General features: G+C 53.6%; 12 protein-coding genes and 1 pseudogene. 8 read left to right on the top strand and 5 right to left on the bottom strand.

Annotation, left to right across the window (positions count from 1 at the left end; translation table 11 throughout):
* Nucleotides 1-12: 12 nt before the first annotated feature.
* A pseudogene (gene gltA / locus A7C91_RS06210) lies at nt 13-1,436 on the bottom strand (NADPH-dependent glutamate synthase).
* A complete protein-coding gene (locus A7C91_RS06205) occupies nt 1,437-2,273 on the bottom strand; it encodes a sulfide/dihydroorotate dehydrogenase-like FAD/NAD-binding protein (RefSeq protein WP_068665859.1) in 837 nt (278 codons plus the stop codon).
* 149 nt (nt 2,274-2,422) lie between these two features.
* Between A7C91_RS06205 and shyB the strand changes: the two genes are divergently transcribed.
* Genes shyB through A7C91_RS06175 form a run of 6 tightly spaced genes read left to right on the top strand, consistent with a single transcriptional unit; the run spans nt 2,423 to nt 7,510 of the window.
* On the top strand, nt 2,423-3,427 hold the full coding sequence (shyB, locus tag A7C91_RS06200; RefSeq protein ID WP_068665857.1) for an NAD(P)-dependent hydrogenase/sulfhydrogenase 2 subunit beta: 1,005 nt from the start codon (nt 2,423-2,425) through the stop codon (nt 3,425-3,427).
* Nucleotides 3,424-4,299, top strand: coding sequence for an NAD(P)-dependent hydrogenase/sulfhydrogenase 2 subunit gamma (shyC, locus tag A7C91_RS06195; RefSeq protein WP_068665855.1), 876 nt, complete (start codon nt 3,424-3,426; stop codon nt 4,297-4,299). The genes shyB and shyC overlap by 4 nt, the downstream gene beginning before the upstream one ends.
* Complete coding sequence (gene shyD, locus A7C91_RS06190) at nt 4,296-5,036, top strand: NAD(P)-dependent hydrogenase/sulfhydrogenase 2 subunit delta (protein ID WP_068665853.1); 741 nt, start codon at nt 4,296-4,298, stop codon at nt 5,034-5,036. Before shyC ends, shyD begins: the two co-directional genes overlap by 4 nt.
* Nucleotides 5,033-6,280, top strand: coding sequence for an NAD(P)-dependent hydrogenase/sulfhydrogenase 2 subunit alpha (shyA, locus tag A7C91_RS06185; RefSeq protein ID WP_068665851.1), 1,248 nt, complete (start codon nt 5,033-5,035; stop codon nt 6,278-6,280). Before shyD ends, shyA begins: the two co-directional genes overlap by 4 nt.
* A 47-nt stretch (nt 6,281-6,327) precedes the next feature.
* Entirely contained in the window at nt 6,328-6,651 is a 324-nt protein-coding gene (gene pbp11 / locus A7C91_RS06180) for a tRNA-binding protein Pbp11 (protein ID WP_068665848.1), read from the top strand.
* A gap of 10 nt (nt 6,652-6,661) precedes the next feature.
* Nucleotides 6,662-7,510 carry a TatD family hydrolase gene (locus tag A7C91_RS06175; RefSeq protein WP_068665846.1) on the top strand — a complete coding sequence of 283 codons (849 nt, stop codon included), beginning with the start codon at nt 6,662-6,664 and terminating at the stop codon, nt 7,508-7,510.
* Here A7C91_RS06175 and rtcA read toward each other — a convergent pair.
* Genes rtcA through A7C91_RS06160 form a run of 3 tightly spaced genes read right to left on the bottom strand, consistent with a single transcriptional unit; the run spans nt 7,507 to nt 9,909 of the window.
* Nucleotides 7,507-8,535, bottom strand: a complete 1,029-nt coding sequence (gene rtcA / locus A7C91_RS06170) for an RNA 3'-terminal phosphate cyclase (protein WP_068665844.1) — start codon at nt 8,533-8,535, stop codon at nt 7,507-7,509. The genes A7C91_RS06175 and rtcA overlap by 4 nt on opposite strands.
* The gene (locus A7C91_RS06165) at nt 8,535-9,362 is read right to left on the bottom strand and encodes a hypothetical protein (protein ID WP_324609467.1); all 828 of its coding nucleotides are present in this window, start codon (nt 9,360-9,362) and stop codon (nt 8,535-8,537) included. Before A7C91_RS06165 ends, rtcA begins: the two co-directional genes overlap by 1 nt.
* A 34-nt stretch (nt 9,363-9,396) precedes the next feature.
* Entirely contained in the window at nt 9,397-9,909 is a 513-nt protein-coding gene (locus A7C91_RS06160; RefSeq protein ID WP_068665840.1) for a metallophosphoesterase, read from the bottom strand.
* A 106-nt stretch (nt 9,910-10,015) separates the two neighbouring features.
* Between A7C91_RS06160 and A7C91_RS06155 the strand changes: the two genes are divergently transcribed.
* A complete protein-coding gene (locus A7C91_RS06155; RefSeq protein WP_068665838.1) occupies nt 10,016-10,510 on the top strand; it encodes a hypothetical protein in 495 nt (164 codons plus the stop codon).
* Nucleotides 10,510-17,118: an LAGLIDADG family homing endonuclease gene (locus tag A7C91_RS06150; protein WP_068665836.1), complete on the top strand. Its 6,609-nt coding sequence runs from the start codon at nt 10,510-10,512 to the stop codon at nt 17,116-17,118. The genes A7C91_RS06155 and A7C91_RS06150 overlap by 1 nt, the downstream gene beginning before the upstream one ends.
* Nucleotides 17,119-17,123: the final 5 nt, after the last annotated feature.

Below are 17,123 nucleotides of genomic sequence, written 5' to 3'. Positions count from 1 at the left end.
AAGTCAGTGGACTCACGAGCCGCTCAGGTACTCGTGGATTGCCTTTGCCGCCTTTTTTCCATCCTCCATGGCCAAAATAACCGTTGCCTCTCCCCTTATCGCGTCTCCCCCGGCGAAGACCCCCGGAACGCTCGACATCAGGTTCTCATCGACCTTTATCCTGCCCTTCTCATCGACCTCGAGTTCTGGGACGGTTTCAAGGAACGTCCTGTTCGGGGTCTGGCCGATGGCTATAATAGCAGTATCGAACTCCATCGTTATCGTCTCGCCCGTTGGTACGGGTCTCCTCCTACCGCTCTCATCGGGCTCGCCGAGCTCCATCTTCTCAAGCTCTATGGCCTTGAGGTTCCCGTTCTCATCGCCTATGAAGCGCTTGGGCGAAACGAGAAACATGAGGTTCACGCCCTCTTCCTCGGCGTGGTAGATTTCCTCCTCACGGGCAGACATCTCGGCCCTCGTCCTGCGGTATAGTATCCACACCTTCGCGCCGAGCCTCAAAGCCGAGCGGGCGGCGTCCATAGCGGTGTTCCCAGCACCTATCACCGCCACATTCTCTATGATCTTTATGGGAGTGTCGTATTCTGGGAACTCGTAGGCTTTCATGAGGTTTACCCTAGTTAGGAACTCGTTCGCCGAATAGACCCCGTTGAGGTTTACCCCTGGCCACGGATATATGCGGGGCGTTCCGGCGCCCGTGCCGATGAATATCGCGTCGTACTCCTCTCTCAGCTCCTCAAAGGTTACAGTCTTGCCGACGAGAACGTTGGTTTCTATCCTAACGCCGAGCCTCCTCAGGTTCTCAAGTTCCCTCTCGACAATCACCTTCGGCAGCCTGAACTCTGGGATGCCGTAGATTAGGACTCCTCCAGGCTTGTGGAGAGCCTCGAAAATCGTAACCTCATAGCCGAGCTTGGCCAGTTCTGCCGCACACGTCAGCCCAGCTGGCCAGCACCCACAATCGCAACCTTCCTGCCATTCTTCTTTATTCCCCCCGCCCCATCCTCCAAAAGCTGAATGTCCATGCCCTTCCCGCGGGAGTAGTCTGCCACAAACCTTTCGAGCTTGCCGATATTGATTTTGTCACCGACCCTACCCATGACGCAGTTCATCTCGCACTGCTCCTCCTGGGGGCAGACGCGGCCCGTTATAGCCGGAAGTGAGTTGCAAGCCCAGATGACACTTAAGGCCTCCCTCACGGCTCTATCAGGATCATCACAGTACTGGACAAGTTTGGATATGAACTCGGGAATCCTTATTCCGACTGGACAGCCCCTAACGCAGGGAGCATAGTCAATTGGACAGTTGAGGCAGCGTTCGGCCTCTTTCACGGCCAACTTGAAAGTGTACCCGAGGTTTACCTCCCTAAAATCCTTAATCCTCTCCTCAGGCGGTCGCTCGGGAGTGGGAACGCGCTCCTTGATGATTTTTCTCGGCATTCAGACCATCCCCCTCTTCTGCTTCCACCTCTCAAAGCTCATGAGCTCCAAATCTCTGTAATAGACCAGCCTCTTCATCAGCTCGTCCCAATCGATGAGATGGGCATCAAATTCGGGCCCGTCAACGCAGGCGAACTTTATCTCACCGCCGACGGTTACCCTGCAAGCACCACACATGCCAGTTCCATCGACCATAATCGGGTTCAGGCTCGCGACGGTTCTTATGCCATAGGGCCTAGTGAGCTCCGCAACGGCCTTCATCATAACAACAGGTCCAACGGCATGCACGAGATCAATTTTTCTGCCTTCCTCGAACAGCCTTGCTAAGGCGTGCGTGGTGAAGCCCTTCATGCCGTAGCTCCCGTCGTTGGTGGTAACGATTACCTCGTTGCCTACCTCCGCGAGTTTATCCTCCCAGAAGACTAGCTCCTTCGTCCTGAAACCGAGTATAGAAATCACGTGGTTGCCAGCTTCCTTCATCGCCTTCGCAACGGGGTAGATTTCGGCCACGCCAACGCCGCCGCCGACCATGACGACCGTGCCGAAGTTATCTATGTGGCTGGGCTTTCCAAGAGGTCCGAGGAGGTCGAGTATGATATCGCCCTCTTTATAGGTGCCGAGCTCGTAGGTGGTCTTCCCGACCTCTTGGACAACTATCGTTATGGTTCCCCTATCAGGGTCATTGTCGGCTATCGTGAGCGGTATCCTCTCGCCCCTCTCGTGGAGCCTGAGAACAACGAACTGGCCGGGTTTAGTGTGTCCCGCTATCCTCGGGGCCTCGATTTCGAAGAGGTCTATACCAGGAGAAAGCTTCTCCTTGTGAACTATCCTAAACACAGTTCCCACCTTGATATTTTGAGACGAGTTCCTATAAAACCCTTTTCGAATACTCAACCATCAGTTGGTAACTGTTGGTTTGAAGAACCCTTAAATCGCTCTTTTACAAACTGTAGATTATAAGATGCCACGTAACGGGGGCGATACATTTGAGATATGTAAAACTGTCGATCGAGAACTTCAGCTCATTTTTTAATTCCCTACGGAACTGGGGTAAAGTCTACGCCCCCACCAAAAGGGGAAGCATCTACACCTTCCAAGAGGTTCATGACCAGGAGGAAATAGAACTCAACTACACGAGGACGATGCTGCCGCCCAAGAAGTTCTTCGTGAGGCCGAGGGAGAAGATGTTCCAGCTCAAAAACGGCCACTGGGAGAACAGAAGTAACGCCGAGCCCATAGTTCTATTCGGACTCCACTCCTGCGATATCCACGGGCTCAAGATTCTGGATAAGGTCTATCTCGAGGAACCCATCGACCCGTACTACAAGGCAAGACGCGAGAAGGCGCTGATAATCGGGATAAGCTGTATGCCCGACGAGTACTGCTTCTGCAAGAGCTTAGGCACACGCTTCGCCATGGACGGGTTCGACCTCTTCCTCCACGAGCTCCCAGACGGCTGGCTGGTGAGGGTAGGAAGCGTGAGGGGGCACGAGATAGCCTGGGCAAACGAGGACCTCTTCGAGGAGGTAACGGACGAAGATTTGAGGAACTTCAAGGAGTTCGAGGAGAAACGCTCCAAATCCTTCAAGAAGGAGCTTCCCGGAGAAGGGCTCGCCGATATGCTCGACCTGGCCTACAATAGCCCGGTGTGGAAGAAGTATGCCGAGATATGCCTAGCCTGCGGCAACTGCAACATGGTCTGCCCAACATGTAGATGTTACGAGGTCTGCGACCGGTGGATAAACTCATATGAATCCGTGAGGGAGCGCCGCTACGATTCGTGCTTTATGGAAAACCACGGCCTGGTTGCTGGGGGACACAACTTCAGGCCGACCCGTCTCGACAGGTTCAGGCACCGCTATTACTGCAAGAGCTACTTCGACCCCTCCTCAGGTTACAACTGCGTGGGCTGCGGCCGCTGCGATGAGTTCTGCCCCGCGAAGATAGAGCACGTTAAGGTTCTTGAAGAGGTTAGGGGGTCGCTGAGATGAGTGAAAACCCCCATCAGAGCTACGACGCCCGCATTCTTGAGATGAAGGACCTGACGCCAAGGGAGAAGCTCTTTACACTGCGCTTCCTTGACCCTGAGGTGGGGGAGCACTTCACCTTCAGGCCTGGGCAGTTCGTTATCGTTGACATGAGGGGTTTCGGGGAGTTCCCGATAAGCCTCTGCTCCTCACCGACGAGGAAGGGTTACATACAGCTCTGCATCAGGAAGGCGGGAAGGATGACCAAGTTCATCCACAAAATGAAGGAGGGTGAAATCGTCGGCATTCGCGGGCCCTACGGTAACGGCTTCCCAATGGAGGAGATGGAGGGTTCTAACCTCATCCTCGTCGCTGGTGGATTGGGAATGGCACCCCTCCGCTCCGTCCTCTGGTATGCACTTGACACGGCAAAGTATGAGGACGTCTGGCTCTTCTACGGGACGAAGGCCTACGAAGACATACTCTTCCGCGACGAAATAGTCCACCTGATGAAGCACGGTAAGGCGATGGGGTGTAAGGTGAAGCTCGCCTACGAGGTGGAGAGCCCCTCGTGCGTTTACCTTGAGAGGGGCTTCTCTGACAGGGTGTGCAAGGGTGTCGTTACAGACCTGTTCAGGGGAGAGATCTTCGACGTGGAGAACACCTACGCCCTCATCTGCGGCCCGCCGGTGATGTACCGCTTCGTCATCAGGGAGCTCCTCGACAGGAAGCTCTCTCCAGGGAGGATTTACATGACCCTCGAGAGGCGCATGCGCTGCGGAATAGGCAAGTGCGGCCACTGTATAGTAGGGACGAGCACCTCAATAAAGTACGTCTGCAAGGACGGCCCCGTCTTCACATACTGGGACGCTCTCTCGACGAGGGGGTTGATATGATGGAGAAGCTCAAGCTCGCGGTTTTTGAGCTTACCGACTGCGGTGGCTGCGCGCTCAACATTCTCTTCATCTACGAGAGGCTCTTCGACCTCCTCGAGTTCTACGAGATAAGCGAGTTCCACATGGCGACGAGCCTAAGTGGGGAAAACCACTACGATGTGGCCCTCATCACGGGCACCGTCTCGAGCCAGCGCGACCTGGCACTCCTCAAGGAAGCCAGGAACCACTCCGATTATCTCATAGCCCTCGGAACCTGCGCGACCCACGGCTCCGTTCAAGCGAGCGTCGAGGGAAGCATAAGGAAGAAGCTGGAGGAAGTCTACGGAGACAAGGGCAACCCCATGAGGGCCCTCGATTCAAAACCAGTTGTCGAATACGTAGCCGTGGATTTCGCCCTCCCCGGCTGTCCCTACGACAAGGAGGAGATATATCAGGTTCTGATCGACATAGCCAAAGGCGTGGAGCCGGTCAGGAAAGACTACCCAGTCTGCGTCGAGTGCAAGCTCAACGAGTACGAATGCGTTCTGGTGAAGAAGAACCTGCCCTGCCTCGGTCCGATAACCTACGGCGGCTGCAACGCGGCATGCATACGCTCAGGATTGGGCTGCATAGGCTGCCGCGGGCCTCTACCCGGCGAGGTAAATCCAGCGAGCGAGTATGAGATACTGAAGGACCTCGGCTACGATGAGGACTACATCATCAGGAAGTTCAAGACCTTCGCGAGGTGGGAGCCATGATAATCGAGCTGAGGGAATTCACACGCGTCGAGGGCAACGGGAAGGCGGAGATAGTCGTCGAGGACGGTGAAGTGAAGAACGTGAGGTTAAAAATAGTCGAGGGACCGCGCTTCTTCGAGCTGCTGACTCTGGGGAGGCATTACTACGACGTCCCCGACCTGGAGGCGAGGATATGTGCCATCTGCTACCTCTCCCACAGCGTCGCCTCGGTCATGGCCATAGAGCGGGCCTTCGGCGTTGATGTTCCAGAGGAAATCCAATTGCTAAGGGAGCTTGGTCTTATAGGAGAACTGCTCGAAAGCCACGCGCTTCACCTCTACCTACTCGTTGCTCCTGATATATTCGGCTATCCAGACGCCATAAGGATGGCAACAAAGCACGGGGAGCTGGTGAGAGAGGGGCTCGCCATAAAGGCCTTTGGAAACAGGCTGAGGGAAATCATCGGAGGGAGGGAGATACACGGTATAAACGTTAAGCCGGGCGGCTTCGGCAGGTATCCAACTGTTGAAGAGCTTGAACTCTTCGAGAGGGAAAGCGGGGCACTGCTAAAGCTCGCGAGGAGGGCTGTAAGGCTCTTTGCTTCGCTTGAACCCTACGGTGAAAAGGCGGAACACTTCGTCGCGACGGACGGCTACCTCTGGGGTGACAAGCTGGTTTCCAACGAAGAGGGCACCTTCCACTATACGGAGAGGATAGAGGAACGCTCGCTGGTTTACAGCTTTGCCAAGCAGAGCCATTATAACGGCGAACCCTTCCTCGTCGGGGCGCTGGCGAGGCTCCTTCTAAAGGCTGACTCACTAACGCCCATGGCGAAGAGGCTCTTCGAGGAGCACAGGGAAAAGCTCGCCACCGGTTACGTGAGCTATAACAACCTCGCCCAGGCCATAGAGCTTGTATACAGTCTCGAACGGGCGAATGAAATAGCGAAGACACTGCTCGATAAGGGACTCGAAGGAGAGAACATCCCAATAGCGGTCCGGGAAGGCGAGGGCATCGGCTACGTCGAGGCTCCCAGGGGAGTGCTCATACACCACTACCGCATAGACGGCTCTGGAAATGTCTTTTACTCGAACATTATAACGCCCACGGCCCTCAACCACGCCATGATGGAGCTCAGCCTGCTGAGGGAAGCCAAGAGAGGTTACGGCGAGCTCGATGAGTGCTCGCTAATCCAGAGGCTCGAGGAGACTGTGAGGGCCTTTGACCCGTGCATCTCCTGCTCGGTACACATCGTGAAGCTTTAGCCGGCAATCTTTTTATTTCCTCTTCTCCAATCCCTCTGGGGAAGAGCATGGGATTCCTGAGCAGGCTGTTCGGTGGGAAGAAGGAAACCAGTACTGAGGAAATTCAGATAGTCTCAAGGAAGCCTGTCGGAAAGTTCAGGGTTGAAAAAACCTTCAAGATTCTCGGAAAGGAAACCCTCATCGGAAAGGTCGAGAACGGAATCATCTACCCCGGCTACAAGCTCAGGGGAAAAGAAGTCGCTGTGATATACAAAATAGAGAAGGAAAGGAAAACCGTCGATTTTGCGATTGATGGTGATACGGTTGCCCTAATACTTGAGGGCGACCTTAAGGCCAAGCCCGGCGAGGTTCTCGAAATCTATCAGTCGTGAGGTGGTGGGAATGATAATCCTTGACAACCACTTCCATGTTGACCCCTTCAAGGGGCTCTTCCTCAAGGCCGTCAAGCAGTTCCACAGAGCTGGCGGGACTCATCTGATGGTGGTCTACAAGACGGCCCACGACTACAGCTTTCCGGGAATGAGCGCAGAGGATTTTATCAAAGCCATGGACTTCCACATCAAGCTTGTGGAGAAGATAAACAAAGAAACACCTGTAAAAGCATACGCCGTTGTCGGCGTCCATCCAGCGGAGTTCGTCTACCTTGCAGAGAAAAAGGGCCTCGAATATGCCAAGAACGAAGTTATGAAGGCATTAGAATACGCCCAGAGGCTCTGTCTCGAAGGAAAAGCGATAGCCATAGGTGAGATAGGCAGACCCCACTACGAGGTTCCGATAGAAATCTGGGATGCGAGCATCGAGCTAATGAAGTACGGGATGAGCTTGGCTGAGGAAGCCGACTGCGCGGTCCAGCTCCACACGGAGAGCTTCAACGAGGCCAAGTTCCGCGAGTTGGGCGAAATAGTCAAGGAGGTCGGAATAAAGCCGTACAGGGTCGTCAAGCACTTCTCGCCGCCGCTGGTGAAGATTGCCGAGGAAGTCGGTGTCTTCCCGAGCATAATCGCGAGCAAGAAGAACATTGCCGAAGCCATCAAGCAGGGCAACCGCTTCATGATGGAGACTGACTACATAGACGACAAGCGCCGTCCCGGAGCCGTTTTAGGGCCGAAGACCGTGCCGAAGAGGACCAAGGCCTTCCTCCAGAACGGCCTCTTCACGGAGGAGGACGTTTACAAGATTCACGTGGAAAATCCGGAGAAGGTTTACGGGGTGGAGATGGAGAGGCCCTAAAGTTCGGCCTTTCTCACAACCCTCACCCTTCCAGGCTCCCCAACCTCTCCCTCTACCTCGAAGATCTTGCCCAAAAACTGCTCCACGACCCAGACGTTCGTCACGAGGTGGTTCGTTATCTCGGCAACTTTTATCTCGCCCCCCACGAAGGCCAGGAATGGTATCAGCTGGTCGCCGAGGAATCTGTCAACCGCGGCCCTGCTCGTCAGCTGCTCCAGAAGCTCGTCCGCCGCTTCCCTACCTACTGCTTCAGCGGGCTTTCCGCGCTTTCCAAGGGCGTCTTCACTGAGCCTCAAAACGTCCGTCTCGGCCCACACGACTATGCCACTACCAGGCCCGAAGGAACGCGAGACTTCTTCATATATATTAATAGGAACATCGTAAAACTCACTCAACCTCTCCCTAGCGGCCTTCGCCTGCCTACTTGCCACGTGCTCCGGGAGGTTGATAGCGTGGCTGATGCCACCAAATAGCTCTATATGTCTCCACTCCGTCGCCACCAGCGGATTTCTTTCCTCCCACGGCTCGACCCTGCCGACCACCAGTCCGCCGCCTTTGGGATAGTGTCCCCTGCGCTTGATTTCAATCTCGGCTCTTAGCCCCATTTTTCCCAAGACATAAAGGGTAACATGCCTGAGGTAGTCCACCGGCGGCGACCAGGGAACGTCGGTTCCGCCCGTTATCTCGAAGCTCCCACCGATGAAAGCCATCGCCGGAAGTAAAGCCTGGAGAATAAGGGTTATGCTTCCGGCGGTCTTTATCGGCACGTGGATGTGCCCCGGCCTAGCCCTGCCGGGGTAGAACTCGAGAACCGTCGAGCCGACCTGGGCCCCCTTAACCTTAGCGGCGCTCAGCTCCTTCAGAGCCAAGATGCCATGCATGTGCTGGGGCCTCAAACCCGGACTCGGCCTGTTTGCTCGGATGTTGATTATCTTGACTGGTTTGCCAGTGATGACCGATAGAGCTACGCTCGTCCTCAGTATCTGTCCCCCGCCCTCGCCGTGGGAGCCGTCTATGATAAGCATCACACTTCACCAAGGTGTATCCTCACGGCGAGCCTTAAAAGCTCTTCCCAGTTTCTCCCTGTTCTCACACGGAGCTTTTTCGCGAGCCTTGCTATCGCCTTCGCACTGGAATAACCTCTCTTGTGGGGTGGAAGACGCTCAAAGATTCCCGGGTCAACCCTGAAGCCTAGCTCCTCTGAGACGGCCTCCGCAAACTCTTCGGAGGACAGCGGCGGGATGCGGATAAAGATCGAGAAGCCGAGCCTTTCATACTTTCCAGCGTCCTTCGTCTCCACCACCACAGTTTCTCCCGCAGCCAAGATCTCCGCAACGCGCTCTACCGGAGGCTCTCGGAGGAACTTAACGCCCTTCGGCAGGTACGCCGTTATGTCCGCATCCCTCAGGTTCTCCACGAGGGTGCTCTCACCAAGGGTCAGGAGCTTCAGCTTGGTGAGTTCGCTCCTCTTGGCTTTCTCACTCTCCTGAAATTCCCCGAGGAGTCTCTCGCTAACCAGGGTGAGCTGGTAAACCGATTCAAGCCCTTTCGTATACAGAACCCCATTGGACAGGAGGCGAAGGCCCAGACGAGAAAGCTTTGCCGAAAGCCCAGTCTCGCTCCTCGTTGTTATTGCACCCTTCCCCTTCAGTGACTCGACCCCCTTGTCCACGAGAAAGAAATCAGAGGGAAAAAGTCCTCTGGCGTTGAAAAACTCTTCGAGTGTCCTGGCGGCAACCTCCTCACTGACCGCGTAGACCTTAACGAACTCGACGTTCTCCCCCCTGTCTACACCGATGAAGACGACCGCATCGCGCCTTTCCTTAGGAACTAGTATATCTTCCATGCCCATCGCCAATCCATTCGCTTCTGATTTGAGGCACCCGTTAAAGACTCATGACGCCCAGCATCTCCCCAGTCTCAATGTTCACTATCCTGACCTCTCTCTTCCTTGTGTCGAGCAGTGCAACGCTCTTAACTCCCGTAACGTAACCGCAGACCTCGCCGGGGTTCACCAGTATGGTTCTGCCGTCTTCTCTGATTTCATAGCGGTGAGTGTGGCCAACGACGACAACATCGTAAAGCCTGCTCCTGGCCAGGGCCCTAACGATCCTCTCGTCCGTGCCGTGGGTAACAGATATCTTCATTCCGTCGGCCTCCATCTCGAGTATCTCGTCGGCTATTCCCAGCACCTCGTAGAGACCCTTCTTCTCACCGTCATTGTTGCCGAAGACTCCCTTCAGGGGCGCCTTGAGTCTCCTGAGCTCCCTCGCTACGAATGGCGCCACGTAATCGCCAGCGTGAATCACCAGCTCGACGTTCTGCTTGTTAAAAAACTCGACGGCTTTCCTTATGGCAGGAAGGTTGTCGTGTGTGTCGCTCATTATTCCTATCAGCATGCTCTCACCGATGATAATGAGGAGTTTGGGCTTATAGCCTTAACCCAGGGCCACCCAAAGATTAATAGGCCCAAGACCTTAGGGGTATATCCGAGAGGGTGATGTCATGTTCACAGGGAGGGCAATCATAGCCGTTAAAATCCTTCGTCCCTTTAGCGATTGGAACGCCGGGGACATCGTTCTCATTGAAGACTGGAAGGCGAAGGAACTTTGGGAAGCTGGAATCGTCGAAGTAATTGACGAAACCGACAAGGTGATAGGAGAGATAGACAGGGCAATAGCGGAGGAAAGGAACAACGAGCCGCTCATGCCCATCCCCTCCGGACTCTACGAGAGGGCCGCTTTCTATATGTACTACCTCGAGAACTATGTCAGGATGAATGCCGGCGACAACGTCGAGACCATAAACGTCAAGCTCACCAAGCTGGCCAACCTAAAGAAGAAGCTGGAGCACCTCAAGGCTATACGCTTCAAGAAGATACTTAACTCAGTCATGCTTAGGCCTAACAGCCTTGAACTCCTTTCAAGACTTTCCCCCGAGGAGAGAAGGGTCTACCTGCAGCTTTCGAAGATAAGAAACGAGTGGTTGGGTGAGAGCTGATGGACAGGGAGGAGATTATTGAGAGATACGCGCGCTTCCTCAGGGAGTACGTCGATGACGACGGCAACGAGGTGTATTTAAACAAGCTGAAGGACCTGCTCACAGTAACCCCCAAGCGCTCCCTCTCCATAGACTGGGCACACCTTAACTCCTACGACCCCGAGCTGGCGGAGGAGCTGATAAAGAACCCGGAGGAAAGCATACTTGCCGCTGAGGATGCGATCCAAATCGTCCTCCGCGAGCCGCCGCTTTTGAAGGAGGAGGAGTTCAAGGTTCACGCGCGCTTCTTCAACCTTCCAAAGACGCTCCTCGTCAAGGATCTCGGGAGCGAGCATATAAACAGGCTCATACAGGTGGAGGGAATAATTACCCGCGTGAGCGAAGTCAAGCCATATGTGGAGAGAGCCGTCTTTGCGTGTAAAGACTGTGGAAACGAGATGGTGAGGATCCAGAGGCCCTATGAGAACATAGTCAAGCCGAACAAGTGCGATGCGTGTGGAAGCAGGAACATCGACCTCGATGTGGACAAGAGCAAGTTCATCAACTTCCAGAGCTTTCGCCTTCAGGACAGGCCAGAGAGTTTGAAGGGCGGCCAGATGCCGCGCTTCGTGGATGCGATACTCCTAGATGACCTCGTGGACACGGCCCTGCCCGGTGATAGGGTTGTTGTAACCGGAATCCTGCGCGTTATCCTAGAGCAGAAGGACAAGAGGCCGATATTCAAGAAGGTTCTCGAGGTCAACCACATAGAGCAGCTCAGCAAGGAGATAGAGGAGCTGGAGATAACCCCGGAGGACGAGCAGAAGATAAGGGAGCTCGCAAGGAGGAAGGACATCGTCGATGCCATCGTCGATTCCATCGCCCCAGCAATATGGGGCCACAGGACAGTCAAGAAGGGCATAGCACTGGCCCTGTTCGGTGGAGTTCAGAGGACCCTGCCGGATGGGACGAAGCTTAGGGGCGAGAGCCACATTTTGCTGGTCGGAGATCCGGGTGTTGCGAAGTGCGTTGATTATAACACCCAGGTTGTTCTGGCCGACGGGAGCTTAGGGAAGATAGGTGAGCTTGTGGAGGGAGCAATTAAGAGAGCCAAAAAAGAGGGAACCCTCAGCAGGGTTGACGACGGCTTCTACGCTCCAATAGACCTTGAGCTTTACGCTCTAGATGCCAGGACGCTCAAAGTGAAAAAGGCGAAGGCCAACATAGCCTGGAAAAGAACTGCGCCCGAGAGAATGTTCCTCATAAGGACCGCGAGCGGGAGGGAAATAAGGGTAACGCCGACTCATCCATTCTTTGTCTTTGAGAATGGGCAGTTCAAGACAAGGAAGGCTGAGGAACTAAAAGCGAGCGACTTTATAGCAGTTCCACGCATCATTCCGATTGATGGGAAGCCTACTATGCTTTGGGACATTGAGATAGAAAAATCCAAAACTGCCAAGAGCAGGTTAAAGCCTCCTGAATTTGCGGACGAGGAGTTCTGGTACGTTATCGGCCTACTGGCCGGGGAGGGCTACGCACAGAACAGAAACGGTAGCGCTACGATATTCTTTACGAACAACGACGAAAAGCTGATTCAAAAAGTCTACGAATACTTCAGAAAGCTCGACCTTAACCCAACTATTAGAAAGCCTCATAGAGGTAAATCGGCGAAAGAGGTTTACGTGAACAGCGTTGAATTCTTCAGATTGTTTAAACGTCTTGGAATTGCGGAGAACTCTTCAAAGAAAAAAGTACCATCCCAGATATTCTCCGCAAGGGTGGAGGACATCAAGGCGTTCCTTCGGGGTTACTTTGACGCAGAAGGGACAGTTGATAGAGCCAAACCAAAAATCACAGTGGTTTCAGCATCGCTGGAACTCCTGAGAGATGTCCAGCACCTTCTTTTGAGGTTTGGAATAAAATCACAGCTGCACGCGACAAGAGGCAGAGCCACAAACGGAAAGACGAAGGAGGCAAAAACATACTACCGCCTGGTTATAACGGGCAAAGATGTCATAAAGTTCGGAGAGACCATCGGCTTTGGAGTTGAGGAAAAGGCAAAACTCCTCGCAAAGGTTACCAACGGGATAAAACTGAACACCAACGTTGACGTCATTCCTGGCGTCTCGAAGCTACTCAGAGAACTCCGTGAATCAGCGGGACTAAGACAAAAGGACCTAGGAATAAACCGCTCCACTTACCTGCACTATGAACAGGGGGATAGGCTGCCCAGCAGGGAAAAGCTCAAAACCGTCGTTGAAACACTGAAAGAGAAGTCTCCTGATGTCCCCAAAAAGCTCAAAGTACTTGAAATGCTTGCGGACTCCGACATCTTCTGGGACAGAGTCGTCGAGGTCAGAGAATACAAGCCAGAGCACCCGTGGGTCTACGACCTCCAGGTGCCGGAGCACCACAACTTCATAGCCAACGACATCTTTGTCCACAACAGTCAGCTCCTCCGCTACGTGGCCAACCTCGCGCCGAGAGCGATTTACACGAGCGGTAAGAGCTCAAGTGCAGCTGGTCTATGTGTTGCGCCCGATTCGATAGTAGTGACCGACGACGGTGCCCTTGAGATTAGTCTCCTCACGGAGTGCCAGATGCGCGAGAGTGGGAGCATTGAATACGCTGAGGGGATTGAGTATTCGCCGTTCCTTGGAGAAACTGTTTCGATAGAAAAAGGACGCATCGAACAGGCCCCATTGAGCAGAGTATGGCGGCTGAAAGCACCTGAGAGACTCATCAAAGTAAAGACAACAACCGGCAAAGAGCTTATATTAACCCCAGAAACTAAGCTCAGAACAATTGAAAAAGGCACCCTCAAATGGATTAAGGCAGAAGACATAAAACCGGACACGTACGTTGCCACCGTCCGCAGAATAGAAGTTCCCGAAAAGCATATTACAGTCCTCGAATTGCTGAGCGACCTTGATGAGCTTGTCATATGCGGAATCAAGGATAAAGTCAGGGAACTGATTGAGAGGGCCTGCAAAAACCTCGGAGTAACCAAGAGGGAACTCGCAAAAAGACTCTGGGTTAGTGAGGACGCGGTGTACTACAACTGGGTCAGCCAAAACGCCAGGGGCAACATCAGAATGAAGCATCTTCGTGAGCTGATTGAACTCGCCGGGACCAGTTGGGAAGAGATAAAGCCTGAATGCATGTCCCTGCAGGCTGGAACTGGAATCAAACTCCCCAAGTACGTGGATGAAAGGCTCGCCTACTTCGCCGGACTCATTGCTGGAGATGGAGACGTTTCAAAGTCCGAATGGGGAGTTTCAATAAGGTTCTCCAACGGCAGTGAATCCCTGAGAAAGAAGTTCAAGTCGCTAGCCAAGGAACTGTTCGACATTGAGGCAAAGGAAAGCAGACAGAGTAACCGTGTGCCAGCCGTAAGGTTCCACTCAAAGATAGTTGCCCAGCTTCTTGAAAAGCTCGGCATTCCTCCCTCCCCAAAGTCATCACACCTCGACATTGCCCCACAGCTGATGGTTGCTCCAGAAGAAGTTCTCGCGGCATTTATACGAGGGCTCTTCGACTGCGACGGAACGGTCGTTGTACGCGAGAAGGGCTCCTCGTACATCAAGCTTGATACTACCAGCGAAAGACTCGCCAAAAAGCTCCAGCTTGCCCTCCTCCGCTTCGGAATCGTCTCGCACTTGAGAAGGCGCAGAAGGGCAGGTGCAATCTCAGAGATCAATGGAAAGCAGGTAGTTTCAAAACACGACCGCTGGGAACTGAAGGTTTATGGGGAGAACATCACCAAGTTCGCCGCGTTTATAGGCATGGAGCATCCAGAAAAAGCAAAGAAACTTGAAAAACTCGTGAAGGCGCTAGAAGGGTCTAAAATAGACACCGATGTAGATGTGGTCCCCGAAGTGGGTGGGCTGATAAGGGAAGTCAGAGAATTCTACGGGCTAAGCATAGAAGACGCCTACGGCTCAAACCTCGGAAGCGCGGTAGAGAGAGGAAAACCGATATCACGGAGAGCGCTTCAAAGGGTCGTTGAAAGACTAAAGGAGAGAACAGATATCTCGAAGATTCCCATAGAGTTACCGAACAAACTTAGGCTCAACATTGGACACCTGATTAAACCCGAAGAGCTTGGGATGACCTATGCCGAGTTCTACGAGCTCTTTAGGAGAAAACGGTCAAGGGCACTTCCGTATGACCTCCTTGTAAAAGTGGCAAATATCATCAAAGAGAGGGATGAAAAAACTTACAGAGAAATTGTTTGGACCCTCAGCGAGATTTCCGGAAATGAGGAGCGTATCAGAGTGAAGCTCTCAATCCTCGAGGAGATTGCACATTCAGACGTCCTGTGGGAGAAGGTTAAGGACATTGAAGTTATTGAAAGCCCCTACAAATACGTCTACGACCTAACAGTCGAGGGGTCCCACAGCTTCATCGCCAATGGCTTCATCGTCCACAACACGGCTGCAGCCGTCCGCGACGAGTTCACGGGCTCCTGGGTTCTGGAGGCTGGTGTCTTGGTTCTCGCCGACGGCGGTTTTGCCCTAATCGACGAGTTCGACAAGATGAGTGACAGGGATAGGAGTGCCATACACGAAGCTCTTGAGCAGCAGAGTTACCACAAGGATTTCGAGCTCCTCTTGGCGGACGGAAGAAAGGTCAAAATCGGCGAGTTCGTTGACAGGCTTATCGAAGAGAACCGCGACAAGGTCATCCTCGGCAAGGACACCGAAATCCTACCCGTCGATGACCTCTACCTCCTCGCCTACGACCTTGAAAAGAAGGAAATCGTAAAGGTGAAAGCCGACCGCGTGAGCAGGCACATTGCCCCGGACCATTTCATAAGACTCAACTTCAGCAACGGCATAGAAATAACTGTAACGCCGGAACATCCCGTAATGGTGTGGGAGAACGGCAGAATCGTTGAGAAGCCAGCCAAGGAAGTCAAAGAGGAGTCCCTCGTCATCGGTGTTAAGTCGTATCCACTCCTTGGAAACGGGAAAAACGGGAAGGAGCTCGCGCTGTCTCTGTTCAGTGATAGAAACCTCTACAAGTTCAAGAAAGGAGTTCGCTTTCCCCCAGATGCCTTCAGGCTTAGCGAGGATGAGCTCAAAAAGTTCGTGAAGGTTATCTGGGAGCGCAGGAGAAGCAAGCTCAACGGAAAAACGTGCGTGAGATTCCCCACGAAAGGGCTTGCGGAGGACTTTCACGACATCCTGCTCCTATTGGAAGTTGATTCCGTAGTACGCAGTGTTGGGGCCGCTTATGTGGTCCTCCCAAGAACCAGAGAAGCTGCCGAACGATTCTCCAAGATAGTCAGAGAGGAATGCACAACGCCATATGAGGAGTACCTTCCAGGCGACTTCGCGAGGGCCGTTTTGAGGGCTATCAAAATCCTGAACCTCCGTATCCCGCACTCAGACCGCGTCAAGCTCTATCGGAACCCCGTGAAAAGGGCCCTTGTGGAGAGATACCTGCAGGTTGCCAGAGAGAGAATCAGGGAGCTCAAGAACCTTGAAGAGGAACGTAACTATGAGGCGATTTTTGAAGTGCTCTCTGGGGCGAGGCTCTACAGGAAGTATGGCACCACCCCAAAGAGACTGAAAAAACTGGCACTGGAGAACGTTGAGTGGGCAGTCAGAATAACACTCGACGAGGCAGAGCAGTTGATAAAAGCCGCCGAGCGGGAGCTTGCCCCTGTCGAAGAATACCTGAAGAGCAACGTCTGCTTCCATGTCGTTTCGAAAGTCAAGAAGATACCGAACACTGACTCCAAATGGGTCTATGATGTTACCATGGAGCCTCACCACCTCTTCATCTCCCATGGCCTGGTGCTCCACAACACGATAAGCATCTCTAAGGCAGGCATCACTGCGACGCTGAATGCAAGAACAACGGTTATAGCTGCTGCAAATCCAAAGTACGGACGCTTCAACCGCCATAAGTCGCTCCCAGAACAGCTCGACCTCCCACCGACACTGCTAAGCCGTTTCGACCTCATCTTCCTGCTCCTTGACGAGCCGGACGAGAAAGTTGACTCATCCATAGCAGAGCACATCCTCAAGGTCAGGCGCGGAGAGGCAGAGGCCGTAACGCCCAAGATACCCTACGACCTCCTCAAGAAATACATCGCCTACGCGAGGAAAAACATCCATCCTGTGCTCAGCAAAGAGGCAATGGACGAGATAAAGCACTACTATGTGCGCATGAGGAAGGGCTTCAAGAAGAGCGGCGAAGAGGAAGGGGTTCGGCCGATTCCGATTACTGCAAGGCAGCTGGAGGCACTGATACGTCTCAGCGAGGCCCACGCGCGCATGAGGCTAAGTGAGACGGTGACGCGCGAAGACGCCAGGGAGGCCATACGCATCGTCGAGGAGATGATAAGGAAGATAGCCACCGATGAGGAAGGAACGCTGGACGTCTCAATCCTCGAGGTCGGCAAGAGCTCCAAGAAGATAAACAAGATAGACAAGCTCATCGACATCATCAAGACCCTTGAAGGAGAGGGAGAGTTTGGCGCCCCAGAGGACAAGGTCATCGAGGCGGCGAAGCAGGCCGGACTGGGAAGCGAGAACGAGATCAGGAAACTCTTGAACGGCTTAAAGAGAGATGCAAGGATATACGAACCGAGGGCTGGCTTCTACAGGGTGCTGTGATTTCT

This window comes from Thermococcus piezophilus (genome assembly GCF_001647085.1).
Classification (GTDB): domain Archaea; phylum Methanobacteriota_B; class Thermococci; order Thermococcales; family Thermococcaceae; genus Thermococcus; species Thermococcus piezophilus.
This window is presented reverse-complemented; position numbering and strand designations above follow the sequence as displayed.